The 25,067-nt window shown below is 72.3% G+C and carries 26 protein-coding genes; 19 read left to right on the forward strand and 7 right to left on the reverse strand.

Going from position 1 to position 25,067, the window contains the following annotated elements:
- Positions 1 to 190: 190 nt before the first annotated feature.
- Positions 191 to 1,450, forward strand: a complete 1,260-nt coding sequence (locus OG447_RS20095) for a PP2C family protein-serine/threonine phosphatase (RefSeq protein ID WP_266938198.1) — start codon at positions 191 to 193, stop codon at positions 1,448 to 1,450.
- Positions 1,451 to 1,553: 103 nt separating this feature from the next.
- Positions 1,554 to 2,162 (forward strand): SGNH/GDSL hydrolase family protein, encoded by a 609-nt coding sequence (locus OG447_RS20100; protein WP_266938199.1) that lies wholly within the window; start codon positions 1,554 to 1,556, stop codon positions 2,160 to 2,162.
- Here OG447_RS20100 and OG447_RS20105 read toward each other — a convergent pair.
- Together OG447_RS20105 and OG447_RS20110 are read right to left on the reverse strand one after the other, a co-directional pair.
- On the reverse strand, positions 2,159 to 3,514 hold the full coding sequence (locus OG447_RS20105) for an alpha/beta fold hydrolase (protein WP_266938200.1): 1,356 nt from the start codon (positions 3,512 to 3,514) through the stop codon (positions 2,159 to 2,161). The two genes, OG447_RS20100 and OG447_RS20105, sit on opposite strands and share 4 nt — an antisense overlap.
- Positions 3,515 to 3,639: 125 nt before the next feature.
- Entirely contained in the window at positions 3,640 to 4,437 is a 798-nt protein-coding gene (locus OG447_RS20110) for a 3-hydroxybutyrate dehydrogenase (RefSeq protein WP_266938201.1), read from the reverse strand.
- A gap of 278 nt (positions 4,438 to 4,715) precedes the next feature.
- Here OG447_RS20110 and OG447_RS20115 point away from each other — a divergent pair, with 278 nt between their 5' ends.
- Positions 4,716 to 4,955 (forward strand): chaplin, encoded by a 240-nt coding sequence (locus tag OG447_RS20115; RefSeq protein ID WP_323181796.1) that lies wholly within the window; start codon positions 4,716 to 4,718, stop codon positions 4,953 to 4,955.
- 71 nt (positions 4,956 to 5,026) lie between these two features.
- On the opposite strand, the gene OG447_RS20120 is transcribed toward OG447_RS20115, so the two are convergent.
- Positions 5,027 to 5,431 (reverse strand): DUF5997 family protein, encoded by a 405-nt coding sequence (locus OG447_RS20120; protein ID WP_266938202.1) that lies wholly within the window; start codon positions 5,429 to 5,431, stop codon positions 5,027 to 5,029.
- Positions 5,432 to 5,489: 58 nt separating this feature from the next.
- Between OG447_RS20120 and OG447_RS20125 the strand changes: the two genes are divergently transcribed.
- The 4 genes from OG447_RS20125 to OG447_RS20140 all read left to right on the forward strand — a co-directional run bounded on the left by OG447_RS20125 (position 5,490) and on the right by OG447_RS20140 (position 8,084).
- On the forward strand, positions 5,490 to 6,293 hold the full coding sequence (locus OG447_RS20125) for a LysR substrate-binding domain-containing protein (protein ID WP_266938203.1): 804 nt from the start codon (positions 5,490 to 5,492) through the stop codon (positions 6,291 to 6,293).
- Positions 6,294 to 6,445: 152 nt separating this feature from the next.
- Positions 6,446 to 6,874, forward strand: coding sequence for a hypothetical protein (locus tag OG447_RS20130; RefSeq protein WP_266938204.1), 429 nt, complete (start codon positions 6,446 to 6,448; stop codon positions 6,872 to 6,874).
- Between the two features lie 23 nt (positions 6,875 to 6,897).
- Positions 6,898 to 7,101, forward strand: coding sequence for a helix-turn-helix transcriptional regulator (locus tag OG447_RS20135; RefSeq protein ID WP_323181836.1), 204 nt, complete (start codon positions 6,898 to 6,900; stop codon positions 7,099 to 7,101).
- Positions 7,098 to 8,084 (forward strand): NAD(P)-dependent alcohol dehydrogenase, encoded by a 987-nt coding sequence (locus OG447_RS20140; RefSeq protein ID WP_266938206.1) that lies wholly within the window; start codon positions 7,098 to 7,100, stop codon positions 8,082 to 8,084. The genes OG447_RS20135 and OG447_RS20140 overlap by 4 nt, the downstream gene beginning before the upstream one ends.
- Before the next feature lie 6 nt (positions 8,085 to 8,090).
- Here OG447_RS20140 and OG447_RS20145 read toward each other — a convergent pair whose 3' ends face one another.
- The 4 genes from OG447_RS20145 to OG447_RS20160 are packed head-to-tail and all read right to left on the reverse strand — an operon-like array spanning position 8,091 to position 11,077.
- On the reverse strand, positions 8,091 to 8,711 hold the full coding sequence (locus OG447_RS20145; RefSeq protein WP_266938207.1) for an ATP/GTP-binding protein: 621 nt from the start codon (positions 8,709 to 8,711) through the stop codon (positions 8,091 to 8,093).
- Positions 8,692 to 9,051: a DUF742 domain-containing protein gene (locus tag OG447_RS20150; protein WP_266938208.1), complete on the reverse strand. Its 360-nt coding sequence runs from the start codon at positions 9,049 to 9,051 to the stop codon at positions 8,692 to 8,694. Before OG447_RS20150 ends, OG447_RS20145 begins: the two co-directional genes overlap by 20 nt.
- Positions 9,048 to 9,455, reverse strand: a complete 408-nt coding sequence (locus OG447_RS20155; protein WP_266938209.1) for a roadblock/LC7 domain-containing protein — start codon at positions 9,453 to 9,455, stop codon at positions 9,048 to 9,050. The genes OG447_RS20150 and OG447_RS20155 overlap by 4 nt, the downstream gene beginning before the upstream one ends.
- A complete protein-coding gene (locus OG447_RS20160; protein WP_266938210.1) occupies positions 9,452 to 11,077 on the reverse strand; it encodes a sensor histidine kinase KdpD in 1,626 nt (541 codons plus the stop codon). The genes OG447_RS20155 and OG447_RS20160 overlap by 4 nt, the downstream gene beginning before the upstream one ends.
- Positions 11,078 to 11,559: 482 nt before the next feature.
- On the opposite strand from OG447_RS20160, the gene OG447_RS20165 reads away from it, so the two are divergent.
- The 12 genes from OG447_RS20165 to OG447_RS20220 all read left to right on the forward strand — a co-directional run bounded on the left by OG447_RS20165 (position 11,560) and on the right by OG447_RS20220 (position 24,927).
- On the forward strand, positions 11,560 to 12,837 hold the full coding sequence (locus OG447_RS20165) for a family 16 glycosylhydrolase (RefSeq protein WP_266938211.1): 1,278 nt from the start codon (positions 11,560 to 11,562) through the stop codon (positions 12,835 to 12,837).
- Between the two features lie 185 nt (positions 12,838 to 13,022).
- On the forward strand, positions 13,023 to 15,194 hold the full coding sequence (locus OG447_RS20170) for an RICIN domain-containing protein (protein ID WP_266938955.1): 2,172 nt from the start codon (positions 13,023 to 13,025) through the stop codon (positions 15,192 to 15,194).
- A 639-nt stretch (positions 15,195 to 15,833) separates the two neighbouring features.
- The gene (locus tag OG447_RS20175) at positions 15,834 to 17,360 is read left to right on the forward strand and encodes a class I adenylate-forming enzyme family protein (RefSeq protein ID WP_266938213.1); all 1,527 of its coding nucleotides are present in this window, start codon (positions 15,834 to 15,836) and stop codon (positions 17,358 to 17,360) included.
- Positions 17,357 to 18,688, forward strand: a complete 1,332-nt coding sequence (locus OG447_RS20180; RefSeq protein ID WP_266938214.1) for a type III PLP-dependent enzyme — start codon at positions 17,357 to 17,359, stop codon at positions 18,686 to 18,688. The genes OG447_RS20175 and OG447_RS20180 overlap by 4 nt, the downstream gene beginning before the upstream one ends.
- Positions 18,689 to 18,690: 2 nt before the next feature.
- Positions 18,691 to 18,948 carry an acyl carrier protein gene (locus tag OG447_RS20185; protein WP_266938215.1) on the forward strand — a complete coding sequence of 86 codons (258 nt, stop codon included), beginning with the start codon at positions 18,691 to 18,693 and terminating at the stop codon, positions 18,946 to 18,948.
- Complete coding sequence (locus OG447_RS20190) at positions 18,945 to 20,144, forward strand: acyl-CoA dehydrogenase family protein (RefSeq protein ID WP_266938216.1); 1,200 nt, start codon at positions 18,945 to 18,947, stop codon at positions 20,142 to 20,144. Before OG447_RS20185 ends, OG447_RS20190 begins: the two co-directional genes overlap by 4 nt.
- A gap of 4 nt (positions 20,145 to 20,148) precedes the next feature.
- A complete protein-coding gene (locus OG447_RS20195) occupies positions 20,149 to 20,802 on the forward strand; it encodes a 4'-phosphopantetheinyl transferase superfamily protein (RefSeq protein ID WP_266938217.1) in 654 nt (217 codons plus the stop codon).
- Positions 20,799 to 21,794 carry a hypothetical protein gene (locus OG447_RS20200; protein ID WP_266938218.1) on the forward strand — a complete coding sequence of 332 codons (996 nt, stop codon included), beginning with the start codon at positions 20,799 to 20,801 and terminating at the stop codon, positions 21,792 to 21,794. Before OG447_RS20195 ends, OG447_RS20200 begins: the two co-directional genes overlap by 4 nt.
- 35 nt (positions 21,795 to 21,829) lie before the next feature.
- On the forward strand, positions 21,830 to 22,111 hold the full coding sequence (locus OG447_RS20205) for a hypothetical protein (protein ID WP_266938219.1): 282 nt from the start codon (positions 21,830 to 21,832) through the stop codon (positions 22,109 to 22,111).
- 2 nt (positions 22,112 to 22,113) lie between these two features.
- On the forward strand, positions 22,114 to 23,454 hold the full coding sequence (locus OG447_RS20210) for a TrpB-like pyridoxal phosphate-dependent enzyme (protein WP_266938220.1): 1,341 nt from the start codon (positions 22,114 to 22,116) through the stop codon (positions 23,452 to 23,454).
- Positions 23,444 to 24,409, forward strand: coding sequence for a DMT family transporter (locus OG447_RS20215; protein WP_266938221.1), 966 nt, complete (start codon positions 23,444 to 23,446; stop codon positions 24,407 to 24,409). Before OG447_RS20210 ends, OG447_RS20215 begins: the two co-directional genes overlap by 11 nt.
- Positions 24,406 to 24,927: a flavin reductase family protein gene (locus OG447_RS20220; RefSeq protein WP_266938222.1), complete on the forward strand. Its 522-nt coding sequence runs from the start codon at positions 24,406 to 24,408 to the stop codon at positions 24,925 to 24,927. The genes OG447_RS20215 and OG447_RS20220 overlap by 4 nt, the downstream gene beginning before the upstream one ends.
- Positions 24,928 to 25,067 lie beyond the last annotated feature (140 nt).

Genomic DNA, 25,067 nt, shown 5'->3' on the forward strand with positions numbered 1-25,067 from the left:
GGGGTCATCATGGCGGGAGGCGGGCGGGGCCCCGGTGCGACCGCGGGACCCGCGCGTGGCGGTACGTCTGAGTCGGGAGGTGACTCGTACGCATGGACGAATCACGCAGGGCCTGGGTCATGATCGGCGGCGTCATGACCGTCATCCTCCTGAACCTCGTGGCCATCGTCCTGATGAACACCGTCGGACGGTGACCGGCCCCCGCGACCTGCCGGTCCCGGCGCTCAGGCCTACCGACTACCGGGCGGTCTTCGAGGCCCTGCCCGGCGCGGTCGCGCTGCTGACCACCGATCTGGTGTACGTGGACGCCAACGAGGCGTTCCTGACCATGTCGGGGCGCACCCGGGAGCAGATCATCGGCCGCTACCTCTTCGACGTCTTCCCCGACAATCCCCATGACCCCGACGCGACCGGCGTGCGCAACCTGCGGGCGTCACTGCTGCGGGTCGCGGCCACCGGCGAGCGCGACGTCATGGCCCCCCAGCGCTACGACGTGGAGCACCTCGACCGGCCCGGCGAGTGGGAGGAACGGTACTGGAGCCCGGTCAACAGCCCCGTCCGCGGCCCGGACGGGTCAGTGGCGCTGCTGCTGCACCGGGTGGAGGAGATCACCGAGCTCATCCGCGCCCGCGGCACCCGCAGCGGCGACGACCGCGCCCAGGTCCTGGAAGCCGAGCTCGTCCGCCGCGCGCAGGAACTCCAAGAGGTCAACGAACGCCTGCGCGAGGCCAACGCCCGCGCCCGCGAGGTCGCCCTCCACCTCCAGGAAGCGATGCTGCCCGCGCTGCGCCCGCTCGGCCGGCACCGGGCCGCCGTGCGCTACCGGCCGGCCACGGGCTCCCTCAACGTGTGCGGCGACTGGTACGACCTGGTCGACCTGCCCGACCGCAACCGCACCGCCGTCGCCGTCGGTGACGTCGTCGGCCACGGACTGCACGCCGCCGGTGTCATGGGCCAGCTCCGCAGCGCCCTGTCCGCCGCCTCCCACGTCGCCGCCGGCCCCGCGGAGGCCCTCGAAGTCCTCGGGCTCTACGCCCGCGCCGTCGACGGCGCGGAATCCACCACCGTCGTGTCGGTCTTCATCGACTGGAGCAGCCACACCCTCACCTACAGCAGCGCCGGCCACCTGCCGCCCGCGCTCTGCGGTCCCGACGGCACGCTGACGTTCCTCGACCAGGCCACCGACCCCCCGCTCGGCGCCCGCCCCGAACACACCGCCCGTCCCCAGGCCCAGACCGCCTTCACGGACGGCTCCGCGCTCGTCCTCTACACCGACGGACTCGTCGAACGCCGCCGCGAGGACATCGACACCGGACTCCACCGGCTCGCCGACTCCCTCTCCCGCCACCGGGGGAGCGACCCCGAGGCCCTTGCCGAGGCCCTCCTGGCCGACCTCATCCCGCCGGTCGGCGCCACCGACGACACCGCCCTGCTCATCCTGCGGCTGTGACGGCCGGCATTGTGCCCGTGATCTTGGCCGGGCAGCATGGCCCACCGGCGGGGCACCGCGCTCGTCAAGGACGCGCGGCGACCGGAGGCGAAGGGGACACACCATGATCCGGCTGGCGGACGGGCCCATGACCTGGGTGGCGACCGGGGACAGCATCACCCAGGCCGTGCTGCACACCCACGGCGCCCGCGGCTGGGTGGAGCACCTGCACGAGCGGGTCCGGTGGCAGCTGGACCGGCTCACCGACGTCGTGGTCAACACCGGCGTCTCCGCGTGGGGCGCGGCCGACGTGCTCGCGGCCCGCGACCACCTCATCGGCCGGTTCGAGCCCGATGTGCTGTCCGTGTCGCTCGGCACCAACGACTGCCTCGCCGGCAAGGACGGACTGCCCCGTTTCCACGAGGCGATGAGACGGATCATCGCCGGGGCGAACCCTCGGACACAGGTCGTCCTGCACACGCCGGCGCTGGTCAGCGCCTCGGGCCGGGAACGGCGCGCGGCACTTCCCGCGTACTGCCGGGCCGTGCGGGAGATCGCGGAGGACACCGGCGCGCTGCTCGTCGACCACGAGGCCCACTGGCTGGAGCACCACGGCACGGCCGACCCGATCCCGTGGCTCGACGACCCGGCCCACCCCAACGCGGCCGGCCACCTGCAGATGGCGAACCACACCCTGCGTGCCATGGGCCTGGGCGAGCTGGACCCCCTCTAGGAGGTGTCGTCGAGGTGGCCCGTCGGGGGAGTCAGGTGGCTCGTGAACCAGGCGCGGGCGAGGCCGGCCACTTCGGCCAGTGCTCCCGGCTCCTCGAAGAGGTGGGTGGCGCCGGGCACTATGGCCAGCTCCTTCTCGCAGCGCAGCTCCGCCAGGGCCTGCCGGTTGAGGCCGAGCACCGTCGAGTCGCGGCCGCCCACGACGAGCAGGGTGGGCGCCCGTACGTCGGCGAGCAGGGGCCCGGCGAGGTCGGGGCGGCCGCCCCGGGACACCACGGCGGCGATGTCCGCGTCGGCCGCGGCGGCGGCCCGCAGCGCGGCCGCGGCTCCGGTGCTCGCCCCGAAATAGCCGATGGGCCCGGACGCGCGCTGCCGCAGCCAGCGGGTGGCGTCCGTGAGCCGCCGGGCCAGGGTCTCGATGTCGAACACGTTCGCCCGGTCCGCTTCCTCCGCGGGCGTGAGCAGGTCGAAGAGCAGGGTGCCCAGGCCCGCGTGGTTGAGGGCCCGCGCCACCGACCGGTTGCGCGGGCTGTGGCGGCTGCTGCCGGAGCCGTGGGCGAACACCACGACCGCCGGGGCGCCGGGCGGCAGGACGAGGTCACCGGCCAGCGTGAGGCCGTCGGACTCGACCGTCACCTCGGCGGACCGGGGGGCCGGGCCGGGCTCGACCGACCCTGCGGATCCGGTGGGCCGGGCGGGCCGGGCTGCACGCTCGGCCTCCGCTTCGGCCTCGGCCAGCAGCGCGACGACCTCCTCGTCGGAGGTCTGGGTGAAGTCCGCGTACCACTCGCCGACCGCGCGGAACGCGTGCGGCGTGGACAGGCACACCACCTCGTCAGCCGAGGAGCGCAGCCGCGAGGCGGCGTCCGGCGGCGCCACCGGCGTGGCCAGCACCACCCGCGCCGCGCCCAGCGCCCGGACCACCTGGCACGCGGCCGCCGCGGTGGCGCCGGTCGCGACCCCGTCGTCCACGACGATCGCGGTGCGGCCGTCGAGCGGTATCCGCGGCCGGTCCCCGCGGAACCTGCGGGCCTGCCTCAGGAGCTCCGCCTCCTCCGCGCGCTCGACCGCCGCGCTGTCCTCCGGCCGGACCCGGCCGAGGCGGACGATGTCCTCGCTGATGACCCGTACACCGCCTTCGCCGATGGCGCCGAAGCCCAGCTCGCGGTGGTGGGGCACGCCGAGCTTGCGGACCACGACCACGTCGAGGGGGGCGCCGAGCGCCCGGGCCACCTGGAAGGCCACCGGGACCCCGCCGCGGGGCAGGCCCAGGACGACGGGATCCGCGCCCTCCAGGTGCCGGAGCGCGGCGGCGAGGCGCTGCCCCGCGTCAGCGCGATGGGCGAACAGCACGGGGGTTCACCCCCAGTCCAGGGGAGACGGAAACCGCGTACGCACCTACTTCGAACCAACGCCCTTCGCGGCCCTCGCGCAAGTCGGCGGAGCGGGTGGCGCGGCGCCGCGTACCGGCCGGCCCCTCAGTGGGCGCCCCAGCCGCCGTCGAGGGGGATGGAGGCGCCGGTGAGGTAGCCGGTGTGCGGCCCGCAGAGCCATACGGCGACCGCCGCCACCTCCTCCGGTTCGATCAGCCGCTTGATCGCGGAACGGCTGAGCAGCACGCCGCCGACGACCTCCTCGGGAGCGACCCCGTGGGCGGCGGCCTGGGCCGCGATCTGCCCCTCGACCAGCGGCGTACGGACGTAGCCGGGGCTGACGCAGTTGCTGGTCACCCCGTGCGGGGCGGCCTCCAGGGCGGTGACCTTGCTCAGCCCCTCCAGGCCGTGCTTGGCGGCGACGTACGCGGACTTGTACGGGCTGGCCCGCAGGCCGTGCACGCTGGAGATGTTCACCACGCGGCCCCACCCGCCCGCGTACATGTGCGGCAGGCACTGCCGCAGGAGCAGGAACGGCGCGGTGACCATCACCCGCTGGATCAGCTCGAACCGCTCCGGCGGGAACTCCTCGATCGCCGCCACGTGCTGGAGCCCTGCGCTGTTGACGAGGACGTCCACCTCGCGGGGGAGCCCGCGTAGGGCCCCGGCGTCCGCCAGGTCCACCTCATGGGCCAGGCCGCCGGTGGCACGGGCGACCTCGTCGGCCGCCGCGCCGTCGCGGTCGACCACGTGTACGAGGGCCCCTGCCTCGGCCAGTGCCCGCGCGCAGGCCCGCCCGATACCGCTGCCGCCGCCGGTCACGAGGGCCGTGCGTCCCGTCAGGTCGACCCCGTGGGCGCCGCGCGGGAGGGCGTCGGGAACTGCGTGAAGTTCGCTCGTCATGGCCGCAAACGCTAGAGACAGCCGGCCCTGCGGCCCATGTGCGCGGGCACCACAGTCCCCGGTGACCCTGTGGAGGTGTCCGCCATGTTCACGGCTGGGCGCGCCCCGACGGGGCCCGTCCGGCGGCAGCCCAAATGCAGGAGGGGTGGACCCACCCTTTCGAGGGAACCAGCCCTCGTTGGCCGATCGGGAAGGGAATTCCTGCCGAAGAGAAGATGCGGCCCCGTTGGGGACGCGCGGCGCACAGGCGCCGTTCTGGAACCACTAGGAGACTTCCCATGTCCCGTGTTCTGAAGAGTGCTGGTCTGGCCCTGGCCGTCGCCATGGCGATCGCCGGCGGTGCCTCGGCGGCGTCCGCCGACGCCAAGGCCGAGGGTGTGGCGATCGGCTCCCCGGGCGTGCTCTCGGGCAACGTGATTCAGGTCCCCATCCACATTCCGATCAACGTCTGCGGCAACAGCGTCAACGTGATCGGTCTGCTGAACCCGGCCGTCGGCAACGTCTGCGTCAACGACTGACCCGTGGGACGACCGTGGGGCGGGGGTCTTCGGACCCCCGCCCCACGGCGGTTCATCGGCTCAAACGGAACTCAGGAACGCGGCGGGCCCTGCTTCTCGGCCTGCTCCGCCTTCTTCTCCTTGATGCGGACCGTCTCCTTGCGGACCTCGGCCTGGGTGGCGCGCTCCCGCTGGAGCCAGTCGGGAAGCTCGTTCTTCAGCGCCTCGATCTGCTCCGTGGTGAGGGGCTCGGTGACCCCGCCGCGGGCCAGACCCGCGATGGAGACGCCCAGCTTCGCCGCGACCACCGGACGCGGGTGCGGGCCCTTGGCGCGCAGGTCCTGCAGCCACTGGGGCGGGTCGGCCTGCAGCGCGGCCAGCTCGGTGCGCGAGACGACACCCTCCTGGAACTCTGCGGGGGTGGCCTCGAGGTACACACCCAGTTTCTTCGCCGCGGTCGCGGGCTTCATGGTCTGGGTGCTCTGGTGCGACGTCATGGGGTCAAGGGTATCGAGCATGTGCGCTACCTCCGACCACGACCGGTAACCTGGCGGAGTGACAGGCTCGGAAACAACCCCTTCGTTCCGGCTCGCGTATGTCCCTGGAGTGACGCCCACCAAGTGGGTGCGGATCTGGAACGAGCGGCTGCCCGACATCCCCCTGACCCTCGTGGCGGCCCCCGCCGCCGAGGCCTTCGGCGTGCTGCGGGGCGGCGCCGCCGACGCGGGATTCGTACGCCTGCCCGTCGACCGGGAAGACCTCAGCGCGATCCCCCTCTACACCGAGACCACCGTGGTCGTGATCCCGAAGGATCACCTCGTGGCGGCCGTCGAGGAGGTGTCCGCCGAGGACCTGGCCGACGAGATCGTGCTGCACCCCCTCGACGACACCCTGGACTGGGAGCGCCCGCCCGGCCGGCCCGCGATGGAGCGCCCCGCCACGACGGAGGACGCCATCGAGCTGGTGGCGGCCGGGGTGGGCGTGCTCGTCGTCCCGCAGTCGCTGGCCCGCCTGTACCACCGCAGGGACCTCACCTACCGGCCCGTCTCGGGCGTCCCGGAATCGCGGGTCGCGCTGTCCTGGCCGCAGGAGGAGACCACCGACCTGGTGGAGGAGTTCATCGGGATCGTCCGCGGGCGGACCGTCAACAGCACTCGCGGCCGGCCCCCGACCCCGCCGCAGCCCAAGGGAAAACGCCCCGAGGCGGGCGGCGCGCAGCGCAAGCCCGGATCCGGCAAGGCGGCCGGTTCGGGCAAGTCCGGCGGTGCCGGCAAGGGCGCGCGAGGCGGCTCGGGCGGTTCCGGCGGCGCCAAGGGCACCAAGGGTGCCAAGCGCGGCAAGCCGCGCCGCCGCCCGTAACTCCCGCAGGCTCCCACCACGGCCCGTCGTCCCCAGCAGGGGGCGGCGGGCCGTCGTCGTTCCCGGGGGAGTGAGGTACAGAAAACTTGACATGGTGTTGCGACTCCTTGACACTCACGGTGTCAGGTTTGTTTGACATGGGGAGAGTCGGAGTGGCAGCAGAAGAGAAACGCGCCTGGATCATGCTCGTGGTCGCCATCGCCTCGTACGCCGTGTACCTGGGGGTGGTCCTCGGGCGGCCCGCGGGCGTGCCGCTGGCCGAAGCGCCGTACGTGGCCGCACTGCTGTGGACCGTGGGCGCGGCGATCGCCGTGTCGATCGTGCTCCACATCCTCGTGACGGCCTTCTCGCCCGAGTGCGAGAACACCAAGGACCAGCGCGACCGCGAGATCCACCGGTTCGGCGAGTACGTCGGGCAGTCGTTCGTGGTGGTCGGAGGCGTGGCCGGGCTCGCCCTGGCGATGGCCGAGGCCGCCCCGTTCTGGATCGCGAACGCGATCTACCTGGCCTTCGTCCTGTCCTCGGTCCTCGGATCCGTGGCGAAGCTCGTCGCCTACCGCTTCGGGTTCCACCCGTGGTGAGGGCGACGCGGGTCACCAACACGATCCGGGCCCTGCGCTTCGCCCACGACGAGATGACCCAGGCCGAACTCGCCCGCCGGATCGGCGTCAGCCGCCAGACCGTCATCGCCATCGAGCAGGGCCGCTACTCGCCCACCCTGGAGATGGCCTTCCAGATCGCCCGGGTGTTCGCCGTCCCGCTCGACCGCGTGTTCCAGTACCCCGAGACCGAGGGAGACACACCATGAGAGCCGTCGTCAACGACGTGTACGGACCGCCCGACGTGATGCGCACGGAGGAAGTGGAGCGGCCGGTCCCGGGGGAGGGCGAGGTGCTCGTACGGGTCCACGCGGCCGCCGTCGACCAGGGCGTCTGGCATCTCCTGGAGGGGCGTCCGTACGCGATCCGCGCCGCGGGCTTCGGACTGCGCGCGCCCAAGGACCGCGTACGCGGACTGGACCTCGCGGGCCGGGTGGAGGCCGTGGGGCCCGGGGTGGTCCGCTTCCGCCCGGGTGACGAGGTGTACGGGGAGGGCAACGGCTCGTTCGCCGAGTACGCCTGCGCCAAGGAGGGCCGGCTGGCGCTGAAGCCGCGCAACCTGGACTTCGAAGCGGCGGCGGCCGTCCCGGTGTCCGCCTGCACCGCCCTGAAGGCCCTCGGCGGCGCCGGGGGAGTCACGGCCGGGCAGAGCGTCCTCGTCATAGGCGCGTCGGGCGGCGTGGGCAGCTACGCCGTACAGCTGGCCAAGGCCTTCGGGGCCCGCGTCACCGGTGTGTGCGGCACCGCCAAGACGGACCTGGTCCGCTCCCTCGGTGCCGACGAGGTCATCGATTACACCCGTGAGGACCCCGTGGACGGCAGCCGCCGCCACGACCTCGTCCTCGACATCGCGGGCAACCGGCCCCTCCGCGCCCTCCGGCGCGCCCTCACCCCCCGCGGCACCCTCGTCATCGTCGGCGGTGAGGGCGGAGGCCGGTGGATCGGGGGCAACGACCGCCAGCTGCGCGCGATGCTGCTGTCGCCGTTCGTCGGGCAGCGGCTCCGCGCGCTGGCCTCCGTGGTGCGCCACGACGACCTCAAGGTCCTCGCGGAGCTCATCGAGGCCGGTTCGATGACCCCCGCGATCGACCGGACCTACCCGCTGGACGAAGTCCCCGACGCCATCCGTTATCTGAGGGGAGGTCACGTACGCGGCAAGCTCGTCATCCGCGTCGTGACGGACCCGCACTGACGGTGGTCACGACGCCTCCGGGGCCACCGCGAGGGAATGCAGGTAGCGCATGAGCGTCATCAGGACGTCACGGCTGGAGTCGCGGCGCCGGGCGTCGCACTGCACCAGGGGCACGGAGGCCGGAAGGTCCAGGGCGGCGCGCAGTTCGTCCAGCGGGTACTCGGGCGCCGCGGGGAAGGAGTTGACGGCGACCACGAAGGGCACCCCGCGCTCCTCCAGCCGGCCGATCACGTCGAAGCTGACCTCCAGCCGACGGGTGTCGACCAGGACCACGGCTCCCAGCGCGCCCTCGAACAGGCCGTGCCACAGGAACCAGAAGCGCTGCTGGCCCGGTGTGCCGAAGAGGTAGAGCACCAGCTCCTCGTTGATGCTGATCCGGCCGAAGTCCATGGCCACGGTGGTGGAGCTCTTGCGCTCCACACCCGCCGTGTCGTCGACGCCGACCCCGGCCTGGGTCATCGTCTCCTCCGTGGTCAGCGGCCGGATCTCGCTCACCGAGCCGACCAGGGTCGTCTTGCCGACCCCGAAGCCGCCCACGATCACCACCTTGACGGCGGCGGCGGCCGTGGCCGGCAATACGTCCTCGCGCCGCGGCCCCGCGGGAGGGTCAGAGCTTTCGAAGTCCATCGATCACTGCCTCAATCAATGCCAGGTCCGGTAGTTGGGCGAGAGCGACCGGTGCGCGGGAGAGCACGTGGTCGGCGGCGAGCAGGTCACCGATCAGTACGGTGACCACGCTCACCGGCAGGGCTAGGTACGCGGAGATCTCCGCCACCGAGAGCGGCGACTGGCACATGCGCATGATCGCCGCGTGCTCCGGCTGCATCCCGGGCCTGGGCCCCGACCTGGCGATGATCAGCGTCACCAGGTCGAGGGTGGTGGTGGTTAACGGTCCGCTGCGGCCGCCGGTGATGACGTACAGCCGCTCGGGAGTGCCGTCCTCCCAGCGGGGGCCAGGGTCACTCACGCGGTCTGCCCGTCGCGGCGCGGCGGGCTGCTGAGGTGTTCTCCGATCCGCGCCACCAGGTCCCGCATCCGCTGGCCCATCAGCCCGGCGTCGACCCCTTCGTCGGCCAGTACCGCGAGGTAGGCGCCGGCGCCCGCTGCCATCAGGTAGAAGAAGCCGCCGTCCATCTCGATGACGACCAGCCGCATCCGGCCCTTGCTGTTGGGGAGTTCGGAGGCGACCGCGCCCGCGAGGCTCTGGAGTCCGGCGCAGGCGGCGGCGAGCCGGTCGGCCGTGTCGGTCTCCGCGCCGTACTGGGCCATGCGCAGGCCGTCGGCGGAGAGCACGATCACGTGGCGGGTCTGCGGAACGCTCTCGGCCAGGTCCTTGAGCATCCAGTCCATATTGGTCTGCAGCTGACTCATGGCTGTTCCCCCTTGCTCGCCGAGTTCGGCGAGGCGTCACTGTTCTGGCTTGCTGCGGTCCTCCCCGGACCGGTCTGACCGTCCCCGGAGAGGCCGCTCTGGAAGGCGGCCAGCCACATGCCTGGCTCCACCTGGGGTTCGGGCTCGGCTTCCGGCCGGGCCGGGGCCGCGGCAACGGCGGCGGTCCACTCGTCGGCGGCGGTCGGCTGGCCCGGAGCCGTGGCGCGTACCTTGCGGCGCCGCTGCGGCAGTCCGTTCGACGTCCGCTCGGTCACGGCGGGAAGGTCGTCGGAGCCGTGGTCGGCCACGGGGATCCGCGGGCCGGTGGCCGGGCGCGGGATCCGCGGGTCGACGGCCCGTGCCGGGGGGAGCACCGCCGGCACCGCCGCGGTACGGTCCTCGGCCGGGCCGGCCGCCGGTTCCACGGCCGCGCGGGGCCCGGAGGAGGTGCCGATGCCGTGGGCCACGCCCGTCGCGGCGGAGACGGTGGTGATCAGGTCCTGCGGGATGACCAGGACGGCGCGCACGCCTCCGTACGCCGAAGAGCGCAGCGAGACCTGGAAGTTGTAGGCCTGCGAGAGCCGGCCGACCACGGCGAGGCCCAGTCGCGGGGTCTCGCCCAGGTCCGTGAGGTCGATGCCCTGCTGCGCCTGGCGCAGCATGCGCTCGGCCCGCTTGCGGGCCTCCTCGCTCATGCTGAGGCCGCCGTCCTCGATCTCGACCGCGATGCCCGAGTTCACGTCGACGGCGGTCAGGTGGACCTTGGTCTGCGGCGGGGAGTAGCGGGTGGCGTTGTCGAGCAGCTCGGCCAGCGCGTGGATGAGCGGTTCGACGGCCGGGCCGACGACCGCGACCTGGGAGACCGAGTGCAGCTCCACGCGCTGGTAGTCGATGATCCGGGACATCGCACCGCGCAGCACGCTGTACAGCGGCACGGCCTTGCTCCACTGGCGGCCGGGCCGCGCACCGCCGAGTACGGCGATGGAGTCGGCGAGGCGGCCGATGAGCGCGGTGCCGTGGTCGAGCCGGAGCAGATCGCCGAAGACGGCCGGGGTCTGGCCGTGCCGGTCCTCCATCTCCCGCAGCTCCATGGCCTGCTGGTGCACGATGGCCTGGACGCGGCGGGCGATGTTCACGAAGGCGCGCTGCGCCGAGTCGCGCAGGTCCTCCTCCGCGACCACGGCTTCCAGCACGGAACGCAGTACCGCCTGGTGCGCCGCCATGAACTGGGGCGTCAGGCCTGTCTGGTAGGCGCCCGGCACCTCCAGAGAGGTGAGCACGTCCTCGGGGAACTCGCCCTTGCGCAGCCGTGCCACGACATCGGGCAGCAGCGTGTCGGCCAGTCGTACGGTCTCGGCCTGCTGCCGGGACAGCGCCGCATCCTGAGCGGCGACCGTCGCCCGAAGCGCGGCCATCGCCTTGCCGCGCCGGGCGGCCTCACCACAGGAGAGCGCGACCGCGACGAAGGCGGCGGCGCCGATCCAGGCCACGGCAGTGCGCGCGGGCGATGACACCAGTGCCACGGCGACCGCTGTGACCACCGCGGTCAGCAGAGCGGGCAGCGCCCATGCGACAGGTGAGGTGGGCCCTGTACTACCGGGCGACGATCCCTCTCGAACCATCAGAACCCTCAAACGATCGAAAGCGAAAGATCATTGGACAACAGCCCGGGATCCTATCGGTTCTGTGTACGGGTCTTGACAACAGGTCATGATGCGGACGGATCCGTTCAGTTGCTGTCGCGAAACCTGACCGAAAACAGCGGGTGCCGCCGGCCCCCGGGACGGTGCGTCCGATGGGCGACGGCGCCGGGAGACCTGCCGGACGTCCGGCAGGGGCCCCCGTCCCGGGGCGGCGGGTTCCGACGCGGCGGCCCCGCCGGATTCGGCTGATTCCCTCCGGGTGTCGTGGCGTCCGCCCGCGCCGGCGGCCCGGTCCCGGCCCGCAGGGAAGGCCCGCATTCAAGGATGTGGTCCATACCAACCCCTTGACGCGGAATTTATTCACTTCTTAAATCACGTAGTGAACTAAGCGTCCCGGAACTGCACTTGCAACGGAACTTGCCATGCCCCTGCCTGATCCCCCGCTCACGGAAGGGAGAGTCATGAACCTCCCCCGCCCACCCCGGCGCCTGCTCCTGGCCCTCGCCCCGCTCCTCGCCCTCGCGTCCCTGTCCACCGGACTGGCCCAGGGCGGCACCCCGGCCCACGCGCAGTTCCCCGCACCCGCGGCCGCGGCGGCCGTCACCTTTTCCGACGAGTTCGACGGGCCCGCGGGCTCGGCCGTCGACGCGGGCAAGTGGCAGACCGAGACCGGTGACAACGTCAACAACCACGAGCGGCAGTACTACACCGCGGGCAACCGCAACGCCGCCCTCGACGGCCAGGGCCACCTGGTCGTCACCGCCCGTCGCGAGAACCCGGGCAACTACCAGTGCTGGTACGGCCGGTGCGAGTACACCTCCGCCCGGCTGAACACGGCCGGCCGGTTCACCACGACGTACGGCCGCGTCGAGGCCCGGATGAAGGTCCCGCGCGGCCAGGGCATGTGGCCCGCGTTCTGGATGCTCGGCGACGACATCGGGCAGGTCGGGTGGCCCGCCTCGGGCGAGATCGACGTCATGGAGAACGTGGGCTTCGAGCCCTCCACGGTCCACGGCACCCTCCACGGGCCCGGGTACTCCGGCTCCGGCGGCATCGGCGCCGGCCACACCCTGCCGGGCGGCCAGGCCTTCGCCGACGCCTTCCACACCTTCGCCGTCGACTGGAGCCCGAACGCGATCACCTGGTCCGTCGACGGCACCGTGTACCAGCGGCGCACCCCCGCCGACCTCGGTGGCCGCCAGTGGGTCTTCGACAAGCCCTTCTTCCTGATCCTCAACCTCGCGGTCGGCGGGTACTGGCCCGGAGACCCCGACGGCAGCACGGCCTTCCCCCAGCAGCTCCTCGTCGACTACGTCCGGGTCACCTCCGGCGGCGGCCAGCCGGGCGCGGGCGCCATCACCGGGCTCGGCGGCAAGTGCGTGGACGTCGCCGGGGCCGGCACCGCCAACGGAACTCCCGTACAGCTCTACGACTGCAACGGAACCGGCGCCCAGCAGTGGAGCGTCGGCGCCGACGGCACGGTCCGCGCGCTCGGCAAGTGCCTGGACGTGGCGTCGGGAGGCACGGCCGACGGCACCCCCGTCCAGCTCTGGGACTGCAACGGGACCCCTGCCCAGCAGTGGTCCTTCCCGGCGGCCCGGGACGTCGTCAACCCGCAGGCGGACAAGTGCCTGGACGCGGAGGGCGGCAGCTCGGCGAACGGCACCCGGCTCCGCATCTGGACCTGCACCGGAGCCCCGCAGCAGAAGTGGACGCCGCCGTCCGCCCGGACCTCCTGACGGCGACCGCAACCGCAAACCCACCCGCCCCACAGGCCCCCACAGTCACACCTCCACCCCCCCACCCACGCCGCGCAGTCGGCACAGGAGAAGACGTGCACCGATCCCCGCACACCCCCCTGGCGGGTTCCCCCGCCCCGGCACGGTCCCGGATCCCCCGGACCTGGCTCGCGGCCCTCGTCGCCGTGGCTTCGGCCGCCTCGGTCCTCACCGCCGTCCAGCCCACCCGGGCCGCCACCCCGCAGACCCCCGCCGGGACCGCAGCGGCCGCCGCCCTGCCCACCGGCTGGTCCACGGTGGTGAACGCGGGCAGCGGCAAGTGCCTGGACGCGCGGTCGGCCGCGATGGCCGACGGCACCGCGGTGCAGCAGTACGCCTGCAACAACAGCACCGCACAGCAGTGGAGCTTCACGCCGACCGGTGACGGCTTCGTCCGGATCGGCAACCGCAACGACGCGGAGCAGGTGGTGGACGTGAGCGACACCTCCACCGCGGACAACGCGGCCGTGCACCTGTGGACGTACGGCGGCGGCGCCAACCAGCAGTGGCAGGCCGTCGACGAGGGCGGCGGCGCCTACCGGTTCGTCAGCAGGCTCAGCGGCAAATGCCTCGACGTACCGGCCGCCTCGACCGCCGACAGCGTCCAGCTGGTGCAGTACACCTGCAACGGCACGGCGGCCCAGCGCTTCCAGGTGGCGCCCGTGAGCCTTCCGCCGGGGGACGTCGACCTCGGGCCGAACGTGGTCGTCTTCGACCCGTCGATGCCCTCGTCCTCGATCCAGAGCCGACTGGACTCGATCTTCCGGCAGCAGGAGAGCAACCAGTTCGGCTCCCAGCGCTACGCGGTGATGTTCAAGCCGGGTACGTACAGCAACGACGTCAACGTCGGCTTCTACACCCAGGTCCTCGGTCTCGGCCAGTCACCCGACTCGGTCACCGTCAACGGGGCCGTGCACGTGGAGGCGGACTGGTTCCCGCCGCAGAACGCCACCCAGAACTTCTGGCGCGGGGCCGAGAACCTGTCGGTGAACCCCACGGGCGGCACCGACCGGTGGGCCGTCTCCCAGGCCGCCCCATACCGGCGCATGCACGTCCGGGGCAACCTCGCGCTGGACGACGGCGGTTGGGCCAGCGGCGGATTCATGGCCGACTCCAAGATCGACGGCCAGGTGCGGTCGGGCACCCAGCAGCAGTGGCTGACCCGCAACTCCCAGCTCGGCAGCTGGAGCGGCGCCAACTGGAACATGGTCTTCGTCGGCAGCCAGGGCGTGCCGGGCAACAGCTTCCCGAACCCGCCGTACACCACGGTGAACCAGGCCCCCGTCGTCCGCGAGAAGCCCTTCCTGTACGTGGACGGCGCGGGCGCCTACAAGGTGTTCGTGCCGTCCCTGCGGACCGACTCCTCGGCCACCACCTGGGCGAACGGGAACGCCGCGGGCACCTCGCTCGGCCTGGACCGGTTCTTCGTCGTCAAGCCCGGAGCCACGGCCGCGCAGATCGACGGGGCACTGGCGGAAGGGAAGAACCTGCTGGTCACGCCTGGTGTCTACCATCTGGACCGGACTCTGCGGGTGACCCGCCCCGACACGGTCGTCCTCGGGCTCGGCCTCGCCACCTTCATCCCCGACAACGGTGTCACCGCCATGACGGTCGCCGACGTCGACGGGGTGAAGATCGCGGGCGTGCTCATCGACGCCGGAACCACCAACTCCAGGACGCTGATGGAGGTGGGCCCGGCCGGCTCCGGCGCCGACCACTCGGCCAACCCCACCTCCCTGCACGACGTCTTCTTCCGCGTCGGCGGAGCCGCCGTGGGCAAGGCGACCACCAGCCTCGTCGTGAACAGCGACGACGTCATCGGCGACCACATGTGGATCTGGCGCGGCGACCACGGCAGCGGCATCGGCTGGAACAGCAACACGGCCGACACCGGACTCGTGGTCAACGGTGACGACGTCACCATGTACGGCCTGTTCGTCGAGCACTACCAGAAGGACCAGACCATCTGGAACGGCAACGGAGGGCGGACGTACTTCTACCAGAACGAGATGCCCTACGATCCTCCGAACCAGGCGGCCTGGATGAACGGCTCCACCCAGGGCTACGCGGCGTACAAGGTCGCGGGCCACGTGACCAGCCACCAGGCCTACGGACTCGGCAGCTACTGCTTCTTCAACGTCAACAGCAGTGTGACCGCCGAGCGGGCGTTCGAGGCCCCCAACAGCCCGAACGTGCGCTTCCGGAACATGGTGACCGTTTCGCTCGGCGGTACGGGCACCATCCGGCACGTGATCAACGACCGGGGCGGTCCTTCCAACGCGGCCACCAACGTGGCCAACCTGGTGAGCTACCCCTGACGTTGCCGCAGTCCCCGGTGCCGGGCCGCTCCGCCACGTGCGAGCGGCCCGGCACTGTGCGTCGGGCCGCTTGAGGATCGCTCGAGAACCGCTTGAGAAGAACTTGAGGACCCCGAAGAAGCTCCGTCCGGTGCGGCCCCTCCGCGGCGCCGCTCGCGCCCGCCCGCGGCGGGGCCCTGGCCTGCGAACTCCCCCGGGCGATAAAGGGGTCTGTGTGGGATGGGCGGGCTATGGGGGGAGAGGGCGAACATCTTCGCAAATGGTCCCGGTTAGGCCGTTTCGGCTTGTCTCGGTATTCGGATAAGGGGTTGCAGTGCAACAGAGCAAATGATCTTCTGTGTTGCGAAGTCCATAGGACAGCGGCTCCGCATTTCGCGAACTCCAGAAATTGAATCCGGAGTTCCGGTGTGCGAGCGGGGGAGGGTGGCGGGGGCCATGAACACGTGAAAACGGATGCTGCACGCGCTCGACCACGGCAAATCGGCCGTCGGCGGCTCTCTTTGCGCTCCGTCCCGAGGCGTCACCGGCGCGGCCTCGTGAATTTCACGAACCTGCAACACATTGCCGGGGCTCCCGCTGAGACACGTTCCGCCCGGGTTGAGAGGGTGGAACGTCCGTCACGCTTACGAGGGGTAAGTCTTGCGTTTCCTACATGATCTGCTCGAGAAACAATGCAAAGTCGAGGCGACCCGTCCCGCGCTCACGGCCGGAGGTGTCACCTGGAGCTACGGCGAACTCCGCAGCCGGTCCGTGAACCTGGCCGAACGCCTTTCGGGCTTCGGCGTGGCCAGGGGCGACCGGGTCGTCATCCACGCCCCCAACGGACCGGGAACCGTGGCCGCGCTCTTCGCCTGCTCGTACGCGGGCGCCGTCGCGGTGGTCCTCAACCCCCGGGTCCGCCCCTTCCACCTCGACCACATCGCCGCGGACTGCGCTCCCGCGCTGGCCCTGGTCGCGCCCGAGCTGACCGGCGCCCATACGGGCACCGGGGTGCGGACCGTCGTCCTGGAAGCGGACCTGTGGGAAGCGGGCCCGGCCCCCGCGGCGGCCCCGCCGGCGCCCGGCGACCGCCCCGGGGGCCACCGCTTGGACGGCGACCGCTCGGAGGGCGACCTCGCCTGCCTGATCTACACCTCGGGCAGTACGGGCATGCCCAAGGCGGTGATGTCCCCCCACCGGCAGATGGCCTTCGCGATCGACGCGATCGGCCAGGTCCTCGGCTACGCGGCGGACGACACGGTCTTCTCCTGTACGCCGCTCTCCTTCGACTACGGCCTCTACCAGGTGTTCCTCTCCCTGGCCGCGGGCGCGCACCTGGTCCTGGACGGCGACGCCTCGGCCGGGCCCGCACTGCTGCGCAGGCTGGAGGAGACGGGGGCCACCGTCTTCCCGCTCGTCCCCGCGCTGGCGGCGACCCTGGTACGGCTGGCCGCCCGGGCCGGAGCGCACCGGCTGAAGCTGCGGCTCGTGACCAACACCGGCGCCGCGCTCGGCGAGTCCCACATCTCCTCGCTGCGCGCCGCCGTCCCCGGACTGCGCGTCGCCCCCATGTACGGGCTGACCGAGTGCAAGCGGGTGTCGATCCTGGAACCCGGCAACCCCGAGGACCTCGACGCGCGGCCCGGCTCGGTGGGGCGCCCGCTGCCGGGCACCAGCTGCGCGGTCGTGGACGAGGAGGGCCGGGTCCTCCCGCCCGGCAGCGCCGGCGAACTGGTGGTGTCCGGTCCGCATGTGATGCCGGGCTACTGGAACGCGCCCGAGCTCACCGCGATCCGGTTCCGGCCCGGCCCCGACGGCGGGCACGCCCTGTACACCGGCGACCAGTGCCGTATGGACGAGGACGGGTACATCTACTTCCTCGGCCGGGACGACGACGTCTACAAGCGGAAGGGATTCCGCGTCAGCACCATGGAGATAGAGCAGGCCGCGCTGGATATTTCCGGAGTCGACCAGGCGGCAGCGCTTTCACCTGTCGGCGACGGTCCCGCATGTCTGTTCGTCAGTGGTGAAGTGAACGTTCCGGAAATTCTCGCCGGACTCAGGGACCGTCTCGAACCGCATAAAATTCCCGAAGTGTGCGAGGTTCTGGAGACGCTTCCGCTGACGCCCCACGGGAAGATCGACAAGGCGGCCCTGGGTTCACTCACCTCTGCGGGGACACGATGACAGAGAGAATTCCGCTTTCCGCGGCGATATCGCCGTACGATGCCGCCGCCGCGTACGGAACTCCGCTCTACCTCTACGACCTCGACGTGGTGGCGCAATCCCATGCGGGCCTCGTGGCCGCCCTGCCGCAGGGCGCGGTCATCCACTATTCGCTGAAGGCGAATCCGCACCCCCAGGTCGCCGGTGTACTGGCGGCTCTCGGATGTCGTGCCGAGGTCAGTTCCACCGGAGAACTTGATTCCGCTTTGACGGCGGGTTTTGCGGCAGCAGACATCACGTACAGCGGTCCCGCGAAGACGGCGCCGGAAATCGGACAGGCGCTGCGGGCCGGCGTCACCCGGTTCTCCGTGGAGTCCGTGCGCGACCTGGAGACCCTGGTCGCCGTGGCGCACGAGGGCCGGCAGCCCGGGACCGGCGGCAGCGGCGGGCCCGGCGAGACCGGAGAGACCGGCGAGATCGAGTGCCTGCTCCGCATCAACGCCGACCGCCCGGTACCCGGCATGGGACTGGCCATGGCGGGCGTGAGCACCAAGTTCGGCGTGGACTTCGCCCAAGTGCTCCGCTCCCCGGAGGCGTTCAAGGACACCGGCCGCGTCCGGATCACGGGCCTGCACCTCTACATGGGCACCAACCTGCCCACCGAGGACGTACTGCTCGGCCAGTTCGACGCCGCCCTCGCCATGTGCGGGGAGCTGGCCGAGGCCCTCGGCCGGGACTTCCGCGAACTGGACCTCGGCGGCGGCTTCGGCACCCCCTACGCCGCCCCCGGCGAGCGGCCCGAATTCCCCGGCCTGCGCACGGGACTCGAAAAGCTGCTGGACGAGCACGTGCCCACCTGGCGCGACGGCGGCCCCGCCATCTCCTTCGAGTCCGGCCGCTACCTCGTCGGCTCCTGCGGGACCTTGGTGACCTCGGTCGTCGAGGTGAAGGAGTCGAAGGGCCAGGAGTACGCCCTGCTCGACAGCGGCATCCACCACCTCGGCGGGCTCGCCGGACTGCGCCGACTGCCCCCGCTGCGCCCGCGCGTCCTGCGGCTGCCCGGCGCCGAGGGCGCCGCCGGGGCCGAGGACGCGGAGCCGACCGGCCGGACCGTGCACCTGGCCGGTCCGCTGTGCACCCCGCTGGACCAGTGGGGCAGCCCCTCCGACCTTCCCCAGCTGCACGCCGGCGACCTGCTGGCCGTGCCCAACACAGGTGCCTACGGCCTGACAGCCAGCCTGGTGGGCTTCCTCAGCTATCCCGCACCCGTGGAGGTGGTCACGGGCGGCGGACGCCCCACCACCGCCTCGCGCGCTGTCTTCACCCGTATCCCTGTCGAGAGGACTTGACCATGACCACTCCCGATCCCGAGCTCGTCGCCGTGCTCCGCCGCCACCTGCCGGAGCTGACCGAGGAGACGCCCATCACCGAGGACTCGTCCCTCGCGGAACTCGGCCTCGACTCGATGCGGGCCGTGGACGTCCTCTTCGACATCGAGGACACCTTCGGGGTGAGCCTGCCCGACGCGGCGCTCCAGCCAGACACCTTCAACAGCCTCGCCGGACTGCGCGCCGCCCTGGAGCAGGCGCGGGACGGGGTCTCCGCGTGAGCGCCCCGAGCGCGCAGGCGCAGGCCCTGCCCACCGCCACCCCGGCCGAGCTGGCCCGCCTGCTGGTCCCCGTACTGCGCGAGACCGCCGCCGCGGCCGACGAGAGCGCGTCCTTCCCCGTCGCCGCGCTCGACGCCCTGCGCGCCTCGGGCCTCATGGGCCTGTCGGTTCCCGTGGAGTACGGCGGCCTGGGCGGCTCGCTCGCCGACATGGCGGCCGTCGCCCAGGAACTCGGCCGAGGCTCGCTGTCCGCCGCCCTGATCTGGGCCATGCACTGCCAGCAGGTCGTCACCCTCGCCGAGTACGCCACCCCCGGCCTCAAGAGCCGGCTGCTGCCCCGGATCGCCCGCGGGGAGGTCTACGTGGCCTCCGTGACCTCGGAGGCGGGCAAGGGAGGCCACCTGACCTCGGCGGCGGCCGCCCTCGACCGGGAGACCGAGGAGCTGCTGATCCACCGCGAGGCCCCGATCGTCACCGGCGGGGCCCAGGCCGACGGCTTCCTCATCACCATGCGGGACGCCGCCGACGCCTCCTCGAACGCGGTCACCCTGGTCTACGCCGACCGGGAGCAGCTCGAGACCACGCAGCGCGACGGCTGGAACCCCATGGGCATGCGCGCCACGCACAGCGTGGCCATGACCCTGCACGGGACCGTGCCCGCCGACCAGCAGGTCGGCGCGGCCGGCGCCTTCGCGGACATCTCCGGCGCGGTCTTCGCCCCCGCCGCCCACATCGGCTGGTCGGCGAGCTGGCTCGGCGCCGTGTGCGGGGTGCTGCGCGACGCGCTGACCATGCTGCGCGACCCGGCCGGGCGCCGGGACTTCAACCTCCGCTCCGAGCTGGTGCTGGACCGGATCGCCCGGATCCGGCTGGACGTGGACGCCGTGGACGCCTTCCTCGGCACGGTCGTGCGGGAGATCGAGGAACTCCGGCGCGGCGGCGGCGACATCGGCGCGGCCCCCGTCCAGCTGAGGCTCAACGGGCTCAAGGTGTTCGCCTCGGAGACCCTCATGGACGCCGCCGACCGCCTGATGGACCTGCTGGGCCTGCGGCACGGATACATGCGCAGCTCCGCCATCCCCATGGAACGGCTGTTCCGCGACATCAAGTCGGCCCGGCTCAACTACTCCAACGACCGGCTCACCACGGCCAACGGCACGCTGACGCTCCTCGACCCCGAGGTGCGCCTTGTCTGACGGTGTGGTGCACACGTCCGTGCGCCTCGGGGACGCCGAGGTGCACGCGCTCCTCGGCGCGATTCCCCTCGACCCGGACCTGTCGCTGCTCACCTCCACGGAGCTGGCGGCCGCCGGACGCATGACCCCGGGCCGGCGCGCGGAGTTCGCCTTCGGGCGGAGCCTGCTCCGGCGCGCCGCCGCCCTGGTGCTCCAGCGGCCCGTCCGTGAGCTGACGCCCGCGGAGGACACCGACGGCGGGCCCCCGCGGTTCGCGCAGGCACCGGAACTGGGCACCAGCGTGTCGCACAGCGGCGGCATGGCCGCGGTCGCGGTCTGCATGGGCAGCAGCGTCGGCATCGACATCGAGCCGGTGACCGGGCCGAAGGCGGCGACGCTGCGCCGCTGGGCCTCGCTCCCCTCCTATCGGGGCCTCGCCGAACTCGACGGAACCGAGCAGGCGCGGCGCTTCACCCGTACCTGGACCGTTCAGGAGGCCTGCGCGAAGGCGGTCGGCGCGGGACTCTCGGCACGGCCGTGGCAGATCCCCGTCGACGCCGTGAAGGACCGGGGCGCCTGGGGGACCGTGCGGTGGATGAGGCTGGACAGCCGCCAGGACCTGGCGCTCGCCGTGGCCACGGCACCCGCCGGAGCGCACGACCGGGAGTACGCGTGGTGACCGGGGCCCGGCCGGAGGCGCCGGCCGTCGACGGCGAACTGCTCTCCTGCTACGGGGCCGCGCTCGCGGCGTACCTCGACGCCACCGGCCGTGACTGGCTGTCCGTCCTCGGGAGCTCCTGCCCCCTGGACACGCGGGCCGAGGGGGACGGCGTACACGCCTTCCGCCACCTGCCCGCCGGACTGCGCGCTGCCGGGGGACCGCTCCCGCTGGTCCGTCGCGGTGCCTCGGGCGAGGACGCGGCGCTGGCCGGCATCGGGGAGGAGTACGCGGCCACGGGAGCGGTGGTCGTCGTGGGCGACTCCTTCAACCTGCCCTGGCTCACCGCGCACGGGAAGCGGCACGCACCGCACTGGTTCGTGGTCGACGGGTACGAGGACGGCCGGTGGCACCTGCGCGACGCCTTCCGGGCCACCGACGACCTCGGCGACCAGAGCTCCTGGAGCGGCTGGGCCGACGACGGCCGGCTGCGCGCCTGGAGCCGCCGGGTACCGGAGCACACCCTTCCGTTCCTGCTCCAGGAGCGGCACGCCTTCGGGGACGAGGACGACAGCGCCCTCCACGCCGACCACCAGTGGTTCGCCGTACGGGGCCCCTCCGACCTCGCACCGGCACCCGACGCCCGCCCGGAGAGCTGGCGGTCCGGACCGGACGCCCTGCTCGCGCTCGCCGGCCACTTCGAGCGGTACGGCGGGCACGAGGACGGATACGCGCAGGCGGACGAGATCTGGACCGCCGCCCGCCAGCGCGCGCTGTACCTGCGGTACGTGACCTCGCGGGGCAGGACCGGCCAGGCCCCGGACGCAGGCACCGTGGAGCGGCTCTCCGCCCTGACGGCCGACTGGGCGCGCCTGCCCATGATGATCCGCTTCGCGCGCCTGTCGCTGCGGCGGCCCGGCGGCGCGCGCACCCAGCCGCTGGTGGCGGCCCTGCGACAGCTGGCCGCCGACGAGAGCGCCGCCCTGGGGCCCGTCACCGCCCGAGACAACTGACCACTTTCCGGTTCATCCCGTACGAGAGGACAACCATGCCGAACACCGGTATCGACCAGCAGCTCCCGGAGCTCATCATCCGCCACCTCGCCGAGGCCGCCGGAATCGAAGCGGACCCGGCCGTCGCGCTCTCCGCGGAGATCGGCTCCGAGGAACTGCCGGTCGGATCCATGGCCTACGTGCAGGGCCTCATCGCCGTGGAGGACGAACTGGGCGTGGCCTTCGCGGACAAGCTGTTCGCCGAGGTCCGCAAGGCGACCCTCGGCGACGTCGTCACCTACGCGCAGAGCGCCGTCGCGGCCGCCAAGGGAGCCTGACCATGACCAGCATCCCCACCACCTGGTACAACATCATCCCCGACCTGCCCGAGCCGATCGCGCCGGACCTGCCCGCTCCGGGCGGCCGCCCCGGGCTCAACCCGCAGATCCCGACCGGCCTGGTGCGCCAAGAGCTCAGCAAGGCGAGCGACATCGCCATCCCCGCCGAGGTCCTGGAGCACTACCGGGCGTTCCGGCCCACTCCGCTGCGCCGGGCCGAGAAGCTGGAGCGCGAGCTCGGCGTCAGCGCCCGCATCTACTACAAGTACGAGGGCGGCAACGTCAGCGGCAGCCACAAGCTGAACAGCGCCCTCGCGCAGGCCTTCTACTACAAGCAGGCGGGCGCCAAGCGCCTGGTGACCGCCACGGGCGCGGGCCAGTGGGGCACCGCTCTGGCGGCGGCCTGCCGCGCCTTCGGTCTCGAATGCCACGTCTACATGGTCGGCAACAGCTACCAGGCCAAGCCCTACCGGCGCGTGGTCATGGAGATGCTGGGCGCCACCGTCGTCCCCAGCCCCACCCCCGGCACGGACGCGGGGCGCGAGGCCCTCGCCGAGAACCCGGGGACCGGCGGCAGCCTCGCCATCGCCATGGCGGAGGCGCTGGAGGACGCGCGGCGCGACAGCGGCAGCCGCTTCGCCACCGGCAGCGGTGAGTCGTACTCCCTCCTGCACCAGACCGTCATCGGCCTGGAGGCGCAGGAGCAGATGGCCGCGTACGGCGAGCAGCCCGACGTGGTCATCGCGAGCCTGGGCGCCGGCAGCAACTTCGGCGGCCTGGCAGGCCCCTTCCTCCGCGACAAGCTGCGCGGCGGCCAGGGCCCCCGGTGCGTCGCGGTGGAGCCGACCGCCTGCCCGAAGCTGACGCGCGGCGTCTACCGCTACGACTTCACCGACTCCTCGCGCGCCACCCCGCTGCAGAAGATGTACACGCTGGGACACGCCTTCTCCCCGGCGGCCATCCACGCCGGCGGACTGCGCTACCACGGCACGGCGAAGATCGTCAGCTCCCTGTACTCCACGGGCACCATCGAGTCCGTCGCCTACGGCCAGAACGAAGTCCTCGCCAGCGGCCTGGAGTTCGCGCGAGCCGAGGGCATCATCCCGGCGCCCGAGTCCTCCCACGCCGTGCACGCCGCCATCGTCGAGGCCCGCAAGGCCACGGCCGAGGGCGCGGAACCGGTCATCCTGCTCTGCCTGAGCGGGCACGGCCAGTTCGACCTCGCGGCCTACGACGCCCACCTCCAGGGAACGCTCGACGACAGCGGCCTGTCCACGGAAGAACTGGCCGTTTCGCTGAGCAGCCTGCCCGAGCAGCCGGAGACACCCGCACATGTCCACTGACGCGAAGGACGCCACCGCCACCACGGGCCGGGCTCCAACGGGCCTGAACCACCCCCTGCCGCCCCTGCTGATCACGATGGCGCTGTGGGGCAGCGGCTTCGTGGTCTCGAAGATCGTCGTGGAGGACATACCCCACAGCGTGGCCGCGGCCGTCCGGTTCGGTTCGGGAGCCCTCGTCCTGCTGCTGATCCTGCCGCTGCTCCTGCCCGGCAAGGCCGGTATCAGCAAGTCCGAGATCCGGCCGCTGGCCATCGCGGGCTTCCTCGGCGTCTTCGTGTACAACGCCGTCCTGTTCTTCGGCCTCACCTACGCGCCGGCCGTGGACGGCGCGATCATCGTGCCCATCCTGAGCCCCATCCTCACCACGGCCGCCGCGCTGCTGCTGCGCTGGGAGAAGGCCCAGTGGCACCGGGTGGCGGGCCTCACCGCCGGTGCGGCGGGCGCGGTGCTCTTCTTCTTCGGCGTCGCCGAGTCCGGCGGCGGCCGGGACCGGCTGCTGGGCGAGCTGGCCTATGTGGTCGCGGCCGTGGGCTGGGCCGCCTACACCATGATCGGCAAGCGCATCCTGGTACAGATCGAGCCGGTCAGGGCCACGGCCTACTCCATGGCCTTCGGCTCGCTGATGCTGGCCGCCCTCGCCGTCCCGGACGTGGGCGACGTGGCCTGGGGCGGCCTCTCGGGCGGCTTCTGGTGGACGATGGCCTTCCTGGTGCTCGGCCCCACGGCGATCGCGTACGCGCTGTTCTACCGCGGCGTGCGCCAGGTCGGCCCCACGACCGCGTCGGTGCTGATGTTCCTGGTCCCCGTCTCCGGCACGGTGCTGTCCTTCCTGCTCCTGGACGAGTCCATCGGCACGGGCCAGCTGATCGGCTCCCTGTTCATGCTCGTGGGCGCCGTACTGGCCGTGGCCGGGCCGAAGCTGCTGCGGCGCAGGGCCGCGACGGAGCGGGCATGAACGGGCACGCGGCAGCACCTGCCGTCGACGACGCCGCCTTCCGGGACGCGATGGCGTCCTTCCCCTGCGCCGTGACCGTGGTCACGGCCTACGACGGCACGCGCGCGCACGGTACGACCGTCAGCGCGGTGGCCTCGCTGTCCCGCAACCCGCCCCTGGTCATGGTCGCCCTCGCGGAGGACTCCGAGCTGCTGGGGATCATCCGCAAAGCCGGCCGGTTCGGGGTCAACGTACTGGCCGACGGCCAGGAGGACTGGGCCCGCGCCTTCGCCGGCAAGGGCCGCGACAAGGGGGCCGGGATCCCGCTGAGCAACCACGGGGGAGTGCCGAGGCTCCCCGGCGTCCCGGCCTGGATGGCCTGCGAGGTGGCCTCCCTGACGCCGGGCGGGGACCACGTCATCGTGCAGGGGGCGGTGCAGTACGCGGTCTCGGAACCGCACCCCCCGCTGGTCTACCACCAGCGGACCTTCGCCACCTGCGCGCAGTCGGCACTGCATCCGGCCGGATCCGGCCGCTGACCTGGCCGGAACGGCCGCCGGCGTGATCACGGCGACGGCCGTTCCGGCCCGTTCCGCGGACCGGGGCGGGCTGCGCGGCGCCGCACCGGAACACGGCCGGGGTGTGGGCGGCAGGCCAAGGAAATATGATGAACGGGGTT

This window comes from Streptomyces sp. NBC_01408 (assembly GCF_026340255.1).
In the GTDB taxonomy this organism is placed as follows: domain Bacteria; phylum Actinomycetota; class Actinomycetes; order Streptomycetales; family Streptomycetaceae; genus Streptomyces.

Bases quoted from the DNA above. Each gene is read 5' to 3' on its own strand.
- OG447_RS20100 (WP_266938199.1), top strand. From the start codon at position 1,554: ATGATCCGGCTGGCGGACGGGCCCATGACCTGGGTGGCGACCGGGGAC.
- OG447_RS20110 (WP_266938201.1), bottom strand. From the start codon at position 4,437: ATGACGAGCGAACTTCACGCAGTTCCCGACGCCCTCCCGCGCGGCGCC.
- OG447_RS20115 (WP_323181796.1), top strand. From the start codon at position 4,716: ATGTCCCGTGTTCTGAAGAGTGCTGGTCTGGCCCTGGCCGTCGCCATG.
- OG447_RS20120 (WP_266938202.1), bottom strand. From the start codon at position 5,431: ATGACGTCGCACCAGAGCACCCAGACCATGAAGCCCGCGACCGCGGCG.
- OG447_RS20140 (WP_266938206.1), top strand. From the start codon at position 7,098: ATGAGAGCCGTCGTCAACGACGTGTACGGACCGCCCGACGTGATGCGC.
- OG447_RS20145 (WP_266938207.1), bottom strand. From the start codon at position 8,711: ATGGACTTCGAAAGCTCTGACCCTCCCGCGGGGCCGCGGCGCGAGGAC.
- OG447_RS20155 (WP_266938209.1), bottom strand. From the start codon at position 9,455: ATGAGTCAGCTGCAGACCAATATGGACTGGATGCTCAAGGACCTGGCC.
- OG447_RS20160 (WP_266938210.1), bottom strand. From the start codon at position 11,077: ATGGTTCGAGAGGGATCGTCGCCCGGTAGTACAGGGCCCACCTCACCT.
- OG447_RS20165 (WP_266938211.1), top strand. From the start codon at position 11,560: ATGAACCTCCCCCGCCCACCCCGGCGCCTGCTCCTGGCCCTCGCCCCG.
- OG447_RS20180 (WP_266938214.1), top strand. From the start codon at position 17,357: ATGACAGAGAGAATTCCGCTTTCCGCGGCGATATCGCCGTACGATGCC.
- OG447_RS20185 (WP_266938215.1), top strand. From the start codon at position 18,691: ATGACCACTCCCGATCCCGAGCTCGTCGCCGTGCTCCGCCGCCACCTG.
- OG447_RS20205 (WP_266938219.1), top strand. From the start codon at position 21,830: ATGCCGAACACCGGTATCGACCAGCAGCTCCCGGAGCTCATCATCCGC.
- OG447_RS20210 (WP_266938220.1), top strand. From the start codon at position 22,114: ATGACCAGCATCCCCACCACCTGGTACAACATCATCCCCGACCTGCCC.
- OG447_RS20215 (WP_266938221.1), top strand. From the start codon at position 23,444: ATGTCCACTGACGCGAAGGACGCCACCGCCACCACGGGCCGGGCTCCA.
- OG447_RS20220 (WP_266938222.1), top strand. From the start codon at position 24,406: ATGAACGGGCACGCGGCAGCACCTGCCGTCGACGACGCCGCCTTCCGG.